We start from the raw sequence: 13,201 nt of genomic DNA on the forward strand, positions 1-13,201 counted from the left end.
TCGGCCCGTTCACTTGAACAAACTTTGCAGCAGCTTGAAATCGGGGTGCTCGGCCGTGCGCAGCCACTCGAATGCCACCATTTCGGCGGTCACCAACTCAGCCCCAGCCCCAGCCAGGCGGTCGTAGGCCGCATCGCGGTTGCGCTCTGTGCGCGAGCTGCACGCATCGGTCACCACCCACACTTCGAACTCGTCTTCCAGCAAATCCAGCGTCGTTTGCAGCAAGCAAATGTGCGCTTCGCAACCCGCCAACACGATGGTCTTGCGCGGCTCTGCGCCGGGCTGGGGTTTTTGGAGGTGGCGTGGCAAGCTGCGGGCATTGCCCTTGGGGGCCTGGGGCGCCTCGGGCTGCAGCCATTCGCCCAAGCCCTCTTCCACAGCGCTGAACTGCATCTTGGCCAGCACCTGGCGGCAGCGGCTGCGCAATTCGGGAGGCATCTCGCCCAATCGAGACGGGTTTTGTTCGGTGCCCCAGGTGGGCACATCCAGCGCTTGGGCCAAGGTGGCCAGCCGTATGGCGTTGGCCCAGACGGCATCGGCATCCAGCATCGCGGGCTTCAATCGGGCTTGGAAATCCACCAGCACCAATTGGCTTTCATCTGCATCGATCAACATGTTCAGTCCTTGGAGTGTCTGGGTCAGGATTGTCGCAGCAGCACCGAACCTGGAAACATAAAAAGGGATCACCACCGGGAAGGCGTGTGCTGACAGCGAACAACCCACATCATTGAAGCCAAAAATATCCGTTATGCTGCCAGAACATGCGTTGGCTCATTTTTTTATCTTTGGCTACAGCCCTGAACCTGCCTGCTTGGTCGTCCCCGACAGAGGAGGCACCGACACCGGGCTTGCCCGAGCGAGGCTTGGTCTCGCAGATCAGCACCCAACTGGGCGCAGTCAAGGACAAGGCCAGTGGCCAAGCTGCTGGCATGGTGGAGCAAGCCATGGGTTTGCTGGGTGTGCCCTACCGCCGTGGCGGCAACAGCGAAAACACCGGTTTTGATTGCAGTGGCTTTGTGCGCCACCTCTACGAAAAATCGGTCGGACAAATTCTTCCGCGCCGCGCTGTGGACCAAGCCCGGGCCACCGAGGTCATTGACCGCGAAGAACTCAAGCCCGGCGATCTGGTGTTTTTCAACACCATGCGCCGAGCCTTCAGCCATGTGGGCATCTATGTGGGCGATGGCAAATTCATCCACGCCCCGCGTGCGGGCAAAGCCGTCAACGTTGAGGACATGCGCAGCGCTTATTGGCAAAAACGCTTCAACGGTGCTCGCCGCGTGCCCGTGAACGGCGACAATCCAAGAAATGAAAACTCAAATTGATCACCTCGTGGTGATGGCGGCCTCCCTGGACCAAGGCGTGCAATGGTGCGAAGCCACCCTGGGCATCAGCCCCGGCCCCGGCGGCGAGCATGAAAAATACGGCACCCACAACCGCCTTTTCAAGATCGCCTCACCCCAGTTTCCCTTGGCTTACTTCGAAATCATCGCCATCAACCCAGAGGCCGTGATCCCCAAGCGCGCACAAGTGCCGCGCTGGTTCGACATGGACGACGCCGCTGTGCAAAAAGCCGTGGCGCAAGGCCCCCGGCTCATCCACTTTGTCAGCAGCACCGAAGATGTGAAGTCTGCCCGCCATCTGCTGCGCACCCAGGGCATTGAGCGGGGACAAGTGGTGCAAGCCAGCCGCAAGTCGCGCAAAGGCACGCTCAATTGGCAAATCACCGTGCGCGAGGACGGCGAGCGGCTGTTCAATGGCTGCTTGCCCACCCTGATTCAATGGGGCAAGCCCGAGGCCACCGATCCGCTGCGCCTGCACCCGCGCAACAGCCTGCCGCGCTCGGGCGTGACGCTGCAAGGCCTCACGGTGAGTCACCCCAGTGGTGCCAAACTGCAAGCCGCCTTTGATGCCATAGGCTTGGCTGACATCGCCATCGAAACCGGCCCAGCGAACCTGGTGGCCAGCTTGCAAACCCCCAAAGGCTTGGTCCAGCTGCAAAGTCTGGGGATTTAGCTCTCTTTGGGCAAAGCCAACAGCAGCGCCATGCCCACGAGCATCACCGCGGCCGTCAGCCACAAAGCGCCTTTGAAACTGCCCGTGGCCTGCGCCATGGCACCGGCCACGACGGGCGCAATCATTTGCGCGGCACCGTAGCTCAGGGTCAAGCGGGCCATGGCTTTGCCCGGGTTGTGGGGCGCACGCCGCCCCATCAGCGCCAAGGTCAGGCTCACGATGCCGATGAAGGTGGCCCCATAGCCTACCGCCCCAGCCAAAGCTGCCAGCAACGAGCCTGACAAGGCGGGCAAAACGATGGACACGGTCTGCAGACCAAACGCCAGCAGCAAGGCCGGGATGTCGCCCAACTTTCGGGCCACACGGTCCCACAAAAACACGGCCGGCATGGCCGCCAGACCCACCAGGGCCCAGGCCAACGCGCCCTGCCCGGCCAAAGCCGGTTCACGCTCAACAATGGCCACGGTGAATGTGGCGCTGATGACAAAGCCCCAGCCCGCTGCAAAATAACTCAGCGCCATCGTCGCCATCCAGCGGCGCGAGACCTGCGGCTGCGCTTGGGCGACCGCTGCAGCGGTGGGCGCGGGCGGCACCGGCGGACGCCACAGCCAAGCCGGCACAAAAAACACCAGGCCCAGCGCGGCAAACGCCAACCACTGGTCCGACCACAGCGTCCAGATGCGGGAAAGCACCCACGCGCCCAGCGCCGACACCACAATGCCCAGCCCCAGGCCAATGAACAACACCCCCAGCTCGGGCCTGCGGCCCTGACGCATCAGCCAGCCCAGCACCAGGCCCGAGCCCAGCAACATGCCGGTGGCCCCGCACAAACCACCCAAAAAGCGCCACAGCCCCCAAGCCGGCAACCAGCTTGACAGCGCCATCGCCCCCGTGGTGAGCAAAGCCATCCACAAGCCAGCACTGTAAAAACGGTGACGCCAACGCACATCGTCCATCCAGGCTGTGACCAAGGCGCCGACGATGTAACCCGCATAATTGACCGACGCCAAGCCCCCAGCGGCCGCATCGTTCAAACCGGTTTGCGCTTGCAAAGCGGGCAGCAAGGGCGTGTAAGCAAAGCGGGCCAGACCGATGGTCAGCACCAGGCCGCAAATGCCTCCGACCATGACTTGCCAAGGTTGCAGCGAACGGGAGGTGGAAGTGTCTTGCATAGCAGCACCAAGTATCCACGCATTTGTACCGGCCTTGGGCGCAAGGCGCACAAGTGCAGACGCTAGAGGCAACAGCGCACCGCGTCCCGAACATGACAGCCAGCCCCCTGTGACAAAGGGTTTTCACCATCCCCGGTACGACCTGCAGGCCCCTAAAGTGAAACGCTCAAAAGGAGTTGTTCATGCCCACACGTTCTGCCACCCCCACAGCCTCTGCCCTGTCCGCGCCCGGGACTGCCCGCCGCATCGCCAACCCGATTCGCCGCAGTCTGGGGGGTCTGTTGCTGGGGCTGGGGGCTTTGAGCGCCGTCGGCGCTTCAGCGCAAGCGTTTCCCACCAAACCTTTGCGCCTGGTGGTGACCTTTCCTTCCGGCGGTGCGCCCGACATCCTGGCCCGCCTGTTCAGCGAAAAAGCCCAATTGGGCTTTCCGGTGGTGGTGGACAACAAGCCCGGCGCGGGCGGCAACATCGGCGCGGACAACGTGGCCAAGTCCCCCGGCGACGGCCACACCATCGTCATGGGCACCGTGGGCACGCATTCGATCAATGGTGCGCTGTACGAAAAAATGCCCTACGACATGGTCAAGGACTTCAGCCCCATCTCGCTGATCGCCTCGGCCCCCAACCTGCTGGTGGTCAACAACGCGCTGCCCGTCAAAAACGTGCCCGAGTTGATCGCTTACATGAAGGCCAACCCCAACAAACTGTCCTTTGGCTCCCCCGGCATCGGCACCTCGGTGCATGTCTCGGGCGAACTCTTCAAGTCGCTCACCGGCACCACCATGGAACATGTGCCTTACAAGGGCCGTCAATTCGCCATACCCGACCTGATCGGCGGCAGCATCCAGGTCATGTTTGACAACATGCCTTCGGCCCTGCCCATGGCCAAGGAGGGCAAAATCCGGGCTTTGGCACAAACCACCGCCACCCGCTCACCGGCCGCGCCGGACGTGCCCACCGTGGCCGAATCGGTGCCCGGCTTTGAGGCCACCACCTGGTTTGCCATGTTTGCCCCGGCGAACGTGCCCCGCCCCGTGATCGACAGACTCAACGCCGAAGTCCTGCGCGTGTTCAAGCTGCCCGATGTGCAAGAACGCCTGAAAACCCTGGGCCTCGATCCGGTGCTGTCCAGCCCCGCCGAGCTGGCACGCTACCAGGCCACCGAGATCACCAAATGGGCCAAGGTGGTGAAAGACTCGGGCGCCAAGGCACAGTGATGCGGCAACCCAGGCGCGCTGCGCTCAAGCCACAATGCCCTGATCACGCAGCGCCTGGATTTGCGCGGCGCTGAGGCCCATGCCCGCCAGCACCGCGTCGCTGTCCTGACCGATGCCGGGCGCGTTGCGCCGGTGCCCGCCGGGCGTGCGTGAGAGCTTGGGCACGATGCCCGGCACCATCAAATCGCTGCCGTCGTCCATGTGCACCGTTTGCAACATGCCGCGTGCCTGATAGTGCGGGTCGTGTGCGATGTCGGCCACGGTGTAAATACGCCCTGCTGGCACACTGGCGCGGTCCAGCGCGGCGAGCACCTCGTCCACCGTGTGCTGCGCCGTCCACTGGCCAATCACGCCGTCGATTTCGGCCACGCGGGCCACCCGGCCGGTGTTGTCTTTCAAGGCCGGGTCTTGCGCCAGGTCGTCCCGGCCAATCTCGGCCATCAGCCGCTTGAAAATGCTGTCGCCATTGCCCGCAATGAGGGCGTAGCCGCCGTCCTTGCACAGGTAGGCGTTGCTCGGGGCAATGCCCGGCAAAGCGCTGCCCGCTGGGCCACGCACCGCGCCAAAGGCGCTGTACTCGGGCAGCAGGCTTTCCATGCAGTTGAACATCGCCTCGTACAAAGCCACGTCGATCACCTGCCCCCGACCCGAAGTCTGGCGCTCATGCATGGCCAGCAATATCCCAATCACGCCGTGCAAAGCCGCCAGCGTGTCGCCCAAGCTGATGCCCACACGCACCGGCACACGGCCCGGCTCGGCCGTCAGGTGGCGAATGCCGCCCATGGCCTCGCCCACCACCCCAAAGCCGGGGCGGTCACGGTAGGGGCCTGTTTGGCCGTAGCCGCTCACGCGCAGCATGATCAAGCGGGGGTTGAGTGCCAGCAAGTCGTCTGGCCCCAAGCCCCAGCCCTCCATCGCGCCGGGGCGGAAATTTTCAATCACCACATCGCTCTCGGCGGCCAGCTGGCGCACGATGTCTTGCGCGGCAGGCTGCTTGAGGTCCAGCGCCAAAGACCGTTTGTTGCGCGACTGCACCTGCCACCAGACCGAGGTGCCGTCTTTCATCAAGCGCCATTGCCGCAAAGGGTCGCCCGCGCCGGGCGGCTCGACCTTGACCACATCGGCCCCGAAATCGGCCAGGGTTTTGGCGGCGAAAGGCCCAGCGATCAACTGGCCCAATTCAAGAACCTTGAGTCCGGCCAGGGGGCCGGTGCTGGGTAAAAAAGCGTTGGCTTGTTTCATGGCCTCCAGTGTAGGCAATGCGCTTGGCAAGGCTTGATCGAAATGAACAGCAGACACGGGGAAACGCCCACGGCACGCCTTGGCAAAGACCGCAACCATGCCTGCCCCGACACGAATAGATCGCCCCAACCACACAAACGGTGGAAATGCCCGATACCCAAACCCCGCAAGCACGCCACTCGAATTCAAATCAATCCTTTGCCATCATTCAGACCCATTACAAGGAGATTGCGCCATGTCAGCTGTCACCGTCAGAAACCTGCCCGAGGCCACTCACCGCGCCCTGAAACTGCGTGCCGCCCAGCATGGCCGCAGCGCAGAAGCCGAGATTCGCCTGATTTTGGAAAATGCCGTGGCTCCAAAAATGGGCTTGGGTTCGGCCTTGGTCGCGATTGGCCAACAATTGGGTGGCATTGAGCTCGACTTCCCGCGCGACAAGCGCCCCGTCGAACCAGCGAGCTTCGAATGATCATCCTGGACACCAACCTGGTGTCAGAACCCCTCAAACCTTTGCCGCACCCCGGGGTCGTCCATTGGCTCAATGCCCAAGAGCCTGCCACCCTGTTCATCACCAGCATCCATCTGGCCGAGTTGCTGGCGGGCGTGGAAACCATGCCTCAAGGCAAACGGCGTGATGCCTTGGCTCTGGCCTTGGCCAACCAAGTGGGTGCACTTTTTGAAGACCGGGTATTGAATTTCGACGTCCGCGCAGCGCAGTGTTTTGCCGCGTGCCTGGCCGGGGCTCAGGCTCAGGGCAACCCGGTGGGGTTTGCCGACTGCGCCATCGCCGCGATGGCCAAATCCAAAGGCTTTATGGTGGCCACCCGCCATGTTCGGGACTTTTTGGGCACAGGGGTTGGGGTCATCAACCCATGGGCACTGACGAGTAGCCAAGACCTCATTTCACAGGGCAAACTGAGCTGACCCTGGACGGTCGGCCCCGATCAGGTCACAGACCTTTGCAGGCTCAATCCCGGTAAATCGAAATTTGCGGTTCGGCCTGGCCCTGCACCACGCCCCGGTACATGCCCTCGGTGTTGAACGCCAACTGGTAGTGGCCCTGCCGGTCCAGTGCAATCACCCCGCCGCGCCCGCCGGTGGCGTCGAGTTTTTCTCGCACGGTGGCTTGGGTGGCTTCGGCCAAACTCAAGCCGCCATAGGCCATGCGGGCGGCGATGTCGTGCGCCACCACCCCACGCATGAAAAATTCGCCCGCACCGGTGGCCGACACGGCCGCCGTGGCATCGCACGCATAGGTGCCCGCGCCAATCAGGGGCGAATCGCCCACGCGGCCGAACATTTTGTTGGTCATTCCGCCCGTGGACGTGGCAGCCGCCAGGTGGCCGTGCGCGTCCAGCGCCACGGCCCCCACGGTGCCGAACTTGCGCTCAATGGGCTCGGGCACGGATTGACCCTGTGGGCGCTGTCCGTCGTGGTCCAGCATCACCTGGTTTTGGGCCAAAGCGGCTTGCAGCTGCTGCCAGCGGTGCGCGGTGTGAAAGTATTCAGGCCCCTCCAGGGCCAGGCCCTGCGCGCGGGCAAAGGCTTCTGCCCCTTGGCCCATCAGGAACACATGGCCACTGCGCTGCATGACCGCCTGCGCCGCCAAAATCGGGTTGCGCACCGAGACCACACCGGCCACGGCACCGGCCTGGCCCGTGGCACCGTCCATCACGGCGGCGTCCATTTCGTTGCGGCCCTCGTGGGTGAACACCGAGCCTTTGCCTGCATTGAACAAGGGGCAGTCTTCCAGCACACAAACCGCCGCCACCGCCGCATCCAGGGCAGTGCCGCCTTGCAACAGCAAGGCCTGCCCGGCCCGCAAAGCCTGGCCCAAGGCTTCGCGGTATTCGCGCTCTTGCGTGGGGCTGAGATCGGCACGCATCAAGGTGCCGGCACCGCCATGCACCAACAAGGTCACCGGGGCTTGCTGGGTCGACTGCATGTGCGCCACCTCAATCGTTCAGGTGGCAAGCGGCCTGGTGCTGCGTGCCCACGGCTTTGAGCACAGGCTCTTCCACCTTGCAACGCTCGGTGGCTTTGGGGCAGCGGGGGTGAAAGTGGCAGCCCGAGGGGCGGTTGACCGGGTTGGGCACATCGCCGGTGAGCACGATGCGCTGCTTTTTGGCCTTGGGGTCCGGAATGGGCACAGCCGAAAGCAGGGCCTCGGTGTAGGGGTGCTTGGGGCGGGTGTACAAATCACGCGAAGGCGCGATCTCGACCACACGGCCCAGGTACATCACAGCCACCCGGTTGCTGATGTGCTCGACCACCGACAAATCGTGCGCGATGAACAAATAGGTCAGGCCCATTTTGGCCTGCAGGTCTTCCAGCAAGTTGATGACCTGCGCCTGAATCGACACATCGAGGGCCGACACCGGTTCGTCGCACACGATCAATTTGGGCGACACGGCCAAAGCACGGGCAATGCCGATGCGCTGGCGTTGGCCGCCCGAAAACTCGTGCGGAAAACGCCGCATGTGGTCGGCGTTCAGGCCCACGGTTTCGAGCAAATCGACCACGCGGGCCTGGTATTCAGCGGGCGACTGGGTGAGCTTGTGGATGGTCAGCGCCTCGCCAATGATGGCTTCGACCGTCATGCGCGGGTTGAGCGAGGCGAATGGGTCCTGAAAAATGATCTGCATGTCGCGTCGCACTTCGCGCAGCGCTTGCGGGTTCATGGCGGTGACGTCCTGGCCGTTGAAGCGGACCTCGCCGCTGCTGGGCTCGATCAGGCGCAAGATGCAGCGGCCCGTGGTGGACTTGCCGCAACCGGACTCGCCCACCATGCCCAGGGTTTCGCCAGCGGCAATGCTGAAGCTGACGCCGTCCACGGCGTGCACGCGGTCGACTTCACCGCTGAACAGTCCCCCCTTGATCGGGAAATATTTGGTCAGGCCCTTGACCTGCAACAGGTCGGGCGCTTGGCTGGCCGCAGCGGTTGCGTGCGCAGCATAGGGCAAGGAAACAGTGTCTGAAGTCATATCGCGAAGTGGCAAGCCACCCGGTGACCCGATGACAGTTCACGCAGCTCAGGCATCTCGGACGCGCAACGGGCGTTGGCGTGCGGACACCGGGGCGCAAAGCGGCAGCCGGGGGGAGGAAGGATCAACTTGGGCACAGAGCCGGGGATGGCGTGCAAGCGCTGCTTGTGCGCACTGTCCAGGTCCAGGCGCGGGATGGAACGGATCAGGCCTTGCGTGTAGGGATGCGCGGGCGAGGCAAACAAGTCCTCCACCGAGGCCTCTTCGACCACCCGACCAGCGTACATGACCACCACCCGCTGGCAGGTTTCGGCCACCACGCCCATGGCGTGTGTGATCAACAAAATGGACATGCCCATCTGCGACTTGAGCCGGTCCATCAGGTCCAGAATCTGGGCCTGAATCGTCACGTCCAGCGCGGTGGTGGGCTCGTCGGCAATCAACAATTTGGGCTTGCACGACAGGGCCATGGCGATCATCACGCGCTGGCGCATGCCCCCTGAAAACTGGTGCGGGTAATCATGAACCCGCTGCTCGGGTTTGGGAATGTTCACCAGGCCCAGCATCTCGATGGCTCGGGTTTTGGCCTGCTTGGCGCTCAGGCCTTCGTGCAAGCGCAAGGTTTCAGCAATTTGCTCACCCACCGACAAGACCGGGTTGAGCGAAGTCATGGGCTCCTGGAACACCATGGCGATCTCACGGGCGCGGATCTTTTGCATTGCCACCGAGTCAGCCTGCACCAGGTCTTGCCCTTCAAACCAGATTTGGCCGTGGGCAATGCGCCCCGGGGGCATGGCCAACAGCTTCATGATGGTCATGGCCGTGACGCTTTTGCCGCAACCGGACTCCCCCACCACGCCCAGCGTTTCGCTGCGGTCGATGTGAAAACTCACCCCATCGACCGCATGCAAGACACCGTCGTCGGTGTCAAAGTGCACCTGCAGGTCCTGGACTTTCAACAACGCTGGGCTCATCCGTCAACCTCTTTAAAGCACGCGGCGCGGATCGTAGGCATCACGCAGACCGTCACCGATGTAGTTGATGGTCAACACGGTGATGAAAATCAACAAGCCAGGAAACAAGGCCCAGTGCGGCGCAACGTCCATGTTGTCCTTGGCGTCAAACAAAATGCGGCCCCAAGTCGGGATGTCGGGCGGAAAACCCAAACCCAAAAACGACAGGGTGGATTCGGCAATGATGGCCGCCGCCACGTCGATGGTGGCCGCCACGATCACCGGCCCCATGGCATTGGGCAAGATGTGTACCGTGACTTGCCGCCAAGGACTGGCCCCCAAGGCACGCGCCGCTTCCACGAATTCCTTTTCGCGCAGCGACAAAAATTGCGCACGCACCAGGCGCGCCACCGGCATCCAGCGCAAGCCGCCAATCACCGCCACCACCAAAATGAACACCCCCATCTCGGTGCCCACCCATTTTTTGAGGGTGTCGTTGAACAGGTAAAAAATCAGCAACAGCAAAGGCAACTGGGGCAAGGACAAGAACAAGTCGGTCAGCCACATCAAGAACACATCGACAGGCCCCTTGGACATGCCCGCCACCGCGCCCACCACCACCCCGACGGTGATGGCAATGACCATGGCCGCCAGGCCCACTGCCAACGAAATGCGCCCGCCATACAGCATGCGGGCCAGCAGGTCTTGTCCCAAATCGTCGGTGCCCAGGGGGTGAGTCCAAGAGGGCCCTTGCATGCGTGCGGTGAAATCAATCTCGTTGATCGGCACACGCCAAATCCAGGGGCCCAGCAGCACCGCCAAAATAATGAAACCCAAAATGAAGGCGCACACCACGGCCAGCCGGTGACGTTTGAAGCGTCGCCAAGCCTCGCGGCCGGGCGATACCGACGCTCGGGGGGTTAGGGCCTTCTCAGGCAAAGGAGATGCGGGGGTCAAGCCAGCCATACAAAATATCTGCAATGAGGTTGCACGCAATCACCAGCGCGGAGAAAACAAAGGTCACCGCCATCACCACAGGCGTGTCGTTGGCCAACATGGAACTGATGATCAGAGAGCCAATGCCTGGCACCCGGAAAATCTGCTCGGTCACGATGGCCCCACCAAAAATGGCGGGCATCTGCAAGGCCACCAAAGTGACCACCGGGATCATCGCGTTGCGCAGCACATGCTTGGTGATGACCACTTTTTCAGACAAGCCCTTGGAGCGGGCCGTGGTCACATAATCCAGCCGAATCACATCAAGCACTGCCGATCGCACATAGCGCGTCCAGGCACCCGCCTGAAACAAGCCCAACACGGCCACAGGCATGATCATTTGTTTGAAATGCTCCCAGAAAAAGCGCCAACCTGTCTCCGGGATATCGGCCCGGTAAACAAATGGCAACCAATCCAGATGGATACTGAAAAACAAAATCAGCAAAATGCCTGTGAAGAACGTGGGCAATGAAAACCCGATGAAGGCCAAGGTGCTCGCAATCTGGTCAAACAAGGAGTAAGGCCGAGTCGCGGCATAAACACCCACCGGAATGGCAATGCACAAGGCCAACAATTGCGACGATCCAATCACCAGCAAGGTGACCGGGATGCGGTCCATGATCAGCGTATCAACATTGATCCGGCTGATGAAGGAATAGCCCCAATCGCCTTGAACCATGGCCACAAGCCAGTTCCAGTAACGGACCATCAGGGGGTCGTCCAGGCCGAATTTTTCGCGCAAAGACAAGGCCACTTCGGGTGGAATGTTCGGATTGGAGACCAGTTCCGAAAATGGATCACCCGGGGCCATGGCAAGCACTGTGAACAGCAACAAGCTGATGCCCAACAAACTGGGCACGGCGATCAAAAGTCGCCGCAAGACATAGTGAAACATGGATCAGACGTTTCGGAACCAGTCTTTGAGCATCCACAGGTCGTTGTCCCAGCCGCTCAAAGGCGCGACCAGGTTACTCACAGCACCCGACGTGCGTGGGCGATACACGACGGGGATGATGGCCACGTCGTTGATCGGCATGTCGTTCATTTTGATGAACAAGGCGGCACGCTTGACCGGGTCCATTTCCGACTGTGCCTCCAGGTAGGTTTTGTCATACTCCGGATTGCTGTAGCGCGTGGAGTTGCGACCCAGCCACTTGTTGGCCTTGGTGGCAAACTGGGTGCTCAGGTACTGGTTCATGAACACCTCAGGGTCGGGCTGAGGCATGGTGGTGGTGAACATCTGGATGTCGCAAAAGAACTTGGTGTACGTGTCCGGGTTGGCCGGGTCGGACGAGAAATACACCGAGGCCGGCACCGACTTCAGCTCCAAATCAATGCCTGCCCGTTGCGCCGCTTGCTTGATGATTTGCTGGGTTTTTTGGCGTGGGCCGTTGATGGACGTTTGAAACACGAACTTGAGTTTTTTGCCGCCTTTTTCACGAATGCCATCAGCGCCTTTTTTCCAGCCCGCCGTCTCGAGCACCTGACTGGCTTTGTCGATGTTGAACTCGAATTTGGTGTTTTTGGAAGCAAAGCGCTGGGGGTTGTTCAGAAAGTTGGCCGTGGCAATGCCCGTGCGTCCGTAAATGAATTTTTGAATCCCGGCACGGTCAACCAGTAAATTCAAGGCCTGGCGCACCGCCAACTCAGACAGGATGGGATGCTTGGAACTGGCGTGGGCACGCTCACCCTCAATTTCGGTCCAGGGATCGGCCAGGTTGAGTTGAATGAACTCGATGTTGCCGCCAGGGGTGATCGTCGTTTTGCCCTTGCCGCCTTGCTCCAGGCGCAGCAACAACTCGTCTTCGACTTGCAAGTTCCAGGCGTAGTCGTATTCGCCTGTTTGCAAAACAGCGCGCGCCGCCGACACGGCATCCCCGCCGCCCTTCATCTCGATGGAGTCAAAGTAGGGCCGGTTGGCTTCGTGGTAGCTCGTGTTGATCACGCCGCGCAACATGTCGCCCGGCTTGAAGTCCAGGAATTTGTAAGGGCCTGTGCCCACGGGCTTGAGGTTGCCGGGTGCGTCGCGCGAAGTGGCCCCTTTGAAAGCGCCAAACACGTGCTTGGGAATGATCATGCCTGCGGCACTGCAAAACGGGTCCGCCCAAAATGGCGAAGCCTTCGTGTATTCGACCCGGACCGTGTGGCTGTCGACCTTGGTCACTTTGATGTCTTTGTAGGTGCCAGCGGTGTAAGCGGCTGTGGCAGGATCCAAAGCGTATTCGTGGGTGAACACCACATCGTCGGCTGTGAAGGGCTTGCCGTCGTGCCACTGCACATTTCTCTTCAACTTCCAGGTGATGGTTTTACCGTCCCTGGACACGCCACCATTGGCAGAAGACGGCACTTCAGCGGCCAAAATGGGAATCATGTTGCCATCGCTGTCCCAGGCACCCAAGGGCTCATAAAAGATGCGCGAGCCTTCCTGGTCCTTGGTGCCGCTGGCAAAGTGAGGCTGCAGCAAAGTGGGGCCTTGCCACCAGAGCAACTTCAGGGGACCGCCACCACCGCGTTTGGTGGGCTTGTAGGCGGAAGCCGTTTGGGCCTGAGCCAAGCCAGAAGTCAACAGCATTTGAGCGGCCATGGGCACGGTCAAGCCATACCCAATCATGTTGCGAATG

The 13,201-nt window shown here is 61.6% G+C and carries 14 protein-coding genes; 5 read left to right on the forward strand and 9 right to left on the reverse strand.

Going from position 1 to position 13,201, the window contains the following annotated elements:
• Nucleotides 1–9: 9 nt before the first annotated feature.
• Nucleotides 10–615, reverse strand: coding sequence for an isochorismatase family protein (locus tag ACIQ47_RS01790; protein WP_396436554.1), 606 nt, complete (start codon nucleotides 613–615; stop codon nucleotides 10–12).
• 146 nt (nucleotides 616–761) lie between these two features.
• On the opposite strand from ACIQ47_RS01790, the gene ACIQ47_RS01795 reads away from it, so the two are divergent.
• Both ACIQ47_RS01795 and ACIQ47_RS01800 read left to right on the forward strand, forming a co-directional pair.
• The gene (locus ACIQ47_RS01795; protein WP_396436555.1) at nucleotides 762–1,325 is read left to right on the forward strand and encodes a C40 family peptidase; all 564 of its coding nucleotides are present in this window, start codon (nucleotides 762–764) and stop codon (nucleotides 1,323–1,325) included.
• Nucleotides 1,309–2,016 (forward strand): VOC family protein, encoded by a 708-nt coding sequence (locus ACIQ47_RS01800; protein WP_396436556.1) that lies wholly within the window; start codon nucleotides 1,309–1,311, stop codon nucleotides 2,014–2,016. Before ACIQ47_RS01795 ends, ACIQ47_RS01800 begins: the two co-directional genes overlap by 17 nt.
• Here ACIQ47_RS01800 and ACIQ47_RS01805 read toward each other — a convergent pair.
• Nucleotides 2,013–3,188, reverse strand: coding sequence for a YbfB/YjiJ family MFS transporter (locus tag ACIQ47_RS01805; RefSeq protein WP_396436557.1), 1,176 nt, complete (start codon nucleotides 3,186–3,188; stop codon nucleotides 2,013–2,015). The genes ACIQ47_RS01800 and ACIQ47_RS01805 overlap by 4 nt on opposite strands.
• A gap of 182 nt (nucleotides 3,189–3,370) precedes the next feature.
• Here ACIQ47_RS01805 and ACIQ47_RS01810 point away from each other — a divergent pair, with 182 nt between their 5' ends.
• Nucleotides 3,371–4,405 carry a Bug family tripartite tricarboxylate transporter substrate binding protein gene (locus ACIQ47_RS01810; RefSeq protein WP_396436558.1) on the forward strand — a complete coding sequence of 345 codons (1,035 nt, stop codon included), beginning with the start codon at nucleotides 3,371–3,373 and terminating at the stop codon, nucleotides 4,403–4,405.
• A 24-nt stretch (nucleotides 4,406–4,429) separates the two neighbouring features.
• On the opposite strand, the gene ACIQ47_RS01815 is transcribed toward ACIQ47_RS01810, so the two are convergent.
• Nucleotides 4,430–5,647 carry a CaiB/BaiF CoA transferase family protein gene (locus ACIQ47_RS01815; protein ID WP_396436559.1) on the reverse strand — a complete coding sequence of 406 codons (1,218 nt, stop codon included), beginning with the start codon at nucleotides 5,645–5,647 and terminating at the stop codon, nucleotides 4,430–4,432.
• Between the two features lie 235 nt (nucleotides 5,648–5,882).
• On the opposite strand from ACIQ47_RS01815, the gene ACIQ47_RS01820 reads away from it, so the two are divergent.
• Together ACIQ47_RS01820 and ACIQ47_RS01825 are read left to right on the forward strand one after the other, a co-directional pair.
• Nucleotides 5,883–6,116, forward strand: coding sequence for a FitA-like ribbon-helix-helix domain-containing protein (locus ACIQ47_RS01820; RefSeq protein ID WP_396436560.1), 234 nt, complete (start codon nucleotides 5,883–5,885; stop codon nucleotides 6,114–6,116).
• Nucleotides 6,113–6,571 (forward strand): type II toxin-antitoxin system VapC family toxin, encoded by a 459-nt coding sequence (locus ACIQ47_RS01825; RefSeq protein WP_396436561.1) that lies wholly within the window; start codon nucleotides 6,113–6,115, stop codon nucleotides 6,569–6,571. Before ACIQ47_RS01820 ends, ACIQ47_RS01825 begins: the two co-directional genes overlap by 4 nt.
• A 43-nt stretch (nucleotides 6,572–6,614) precedes the next feature.
• On the opposite strand, the gene ACIQ47_RS01830 is transcribed toward ACIQ47_RS01825, so the two are convergent.
• The 6 genes from ACIQ47_RS01830 to ACIQ47_RS01855 form a co-directional block, all read right to left on the reverse strand.
• A complete protein-coding gene (locus tag ACIQ47_RS01830) occupies nucleotides 6,615–7,592 on the reverse strand; it encodes an isoaspartyl peptidase/L-asparaginase family protein (RefSeq protein ID WP_396436562.1) in 978 nt (325 codons plus the stop codon).
• Nucleotides 7,593–7,602: 10 nt separating this feature from the next.
• A complete protein-coding gene (locus ACIQ47_RS01835) occupies nucleotides 7,603–8,631 on the reverse strand; it encodes an ABC transporter ATP-binding protein (RefSeq protein ID WP_396436563.1) in 1,029 nt (342 codons plus the stop codon).
• Entirely contained in the window at nucleotides 8,628–9,605 is a 978-nt protein-coding gene (locus ACIQ47_RS01840; protein WP_396436564.1) for an ABC transporter ATP-binding protein, read from the reverse strand. The genes ACIQ47_RS01835 and ACIQ47_RS01840 overlap by 4 nt, the downstream gene beginning before the upstream one ends.
• A 12-nt stretch (nucleotides 9,606–9,617) precedes the next feature.
• Complete coding sequence (locus ACIQ47_RS01845) at nucleotides 9,618–10,550, reverse strand: ABC transporter permease (protein WP_396436565.1); 933 nt, start codon at nucleotides 10,548–10,550, stop codon at nucleotides 9,618–9,620.
• Entirely contained in the window at nucleotides 10,516–11,475 is a 960-nt protein-coding gene (locus ACIQ47_RS01850; RefSeq protein ID WP_396436566.1) for an ABC transporter permease, read from the reverse strand. Before ACIQ47_RS01850 ends, ACIQ47_RS01845 begins: the two co-directional genes overlap by 35 nt.
• Nucleotides 11,476–11,478: 3 nt before the next feature.
• Nucleotides 11,479–13,201, reverse strand: a 1,723-nt coding sequence (locus ACIQ47_RS01855) for a peptide ABC transporter substrate-binding protein (RefSeq protein ID WP_396436567.1), incomplete at its 5' end; no start/stop codon positions are given.

The organism is Limnohabitans sp. (assembly GCF_044373035.1).
Classification (GTDB): domain Bacteria; phylum Pseudomonadota; class Gammaproteobacteria; order Burkholderiales; family Burkholderiaceae_C; genus Limnohabitans_A.

Bases quoted from the DNA above. Each gene is read 5' to 3' on its own strand.
- ACIQ47_RS01815 (WP_396436559.1), bottom strand. From the start codon at position 5,647: ATGAAACAAGCCAACGCTTTTTTACCCAGCACCGGCCCCCTGGCCGGA.
- ACIQ47_RS01800 (WP_396436556.1), top strand. From the start codon at position 1,309: ATGAAAACTCAAATTGATCACCTCGTGGTGATGGCGGCCTCCCTGGAC.
- ACIQ47_RS01830 (WP_396436562.1), bottom strand. From the start codon at position 7,592: ATGCAGTCGACCCAGCAAGCCCCGGTGACCTTGTTGGTGCATGGCGGT.
- ACIQ47_RS01795 (WP_396436555.1), top strand. From the start codon at position 762: ATGCGTTGGCTCATTTTTTTATCTTTGGCTACAGCCCTGAACCTGCCT.
- ACIQ47_RS01810 (WP_396436558.1), top strand. From the start codon at position 3,371: ATGCCCACACGTTCTGCCACCCCCACAGCCTCTGCCCTGTCCGCGCCC.
- ACIQ47_RS01840 (WP_396436564.1), bottom strand. From the start codon at position 9,605: ATGAGCCCAGCGTTGTTGAAAGTCCAGGACCTGCAGGTGCACTTTGAC.
- ACIQ47_RS01825 (WP_396436561.1), top strand. From the start codon at position 6,113: ATGATCATCCTGGACACCAACCTGGTGTCAGAACCCCTCAAACCTTTG.
- ACIQ47_RS01845 (WP_396436565.1), bottom strand. From the start codon at position 10,550: ATGGCTGGCTTGACCCCCGCATCTCCTTTGCCTGAGAAGGCCCTAACC.
- ACIQ47_RS01790 (WP_396436554.1), bottom strand. From the start codon at position 615: ATGTTGATCGATGCAGATGAAAGCCAATTGGTGCTGGTGGATTTCCAA.
- ACIQ47_RS01835 (WP_396436563.1), bottom strand. From the start codon at position 8,631: ATGACTTCAGACACTGTTTCCTTGCCCTATGCTGCGCACGCAACCGCT.
- ACIQ47_RS01850 (WP_396436566.1), bottom strand. From the start codon at position 11,475: ATGTTTCACTATGTCTTGCGGCGACTTTTGATCGCCGTGCCCAGTTTG.
- ACIQ47_RS01805 (WP_396436557.1), bottom strand. From the start codon at position 3,188: ATGCAAGACACTTCCACCTCCCGTTCGCTGCAACCTTGGCAAGTCATG.
- ACIQ47_RS01820 (WP_396436560.1), top strand. From the start codon at position 5,883: ATGTCAGCTGTCACCGTCAGAAACCTGCCCGAGGCCACTCACCGCGCC.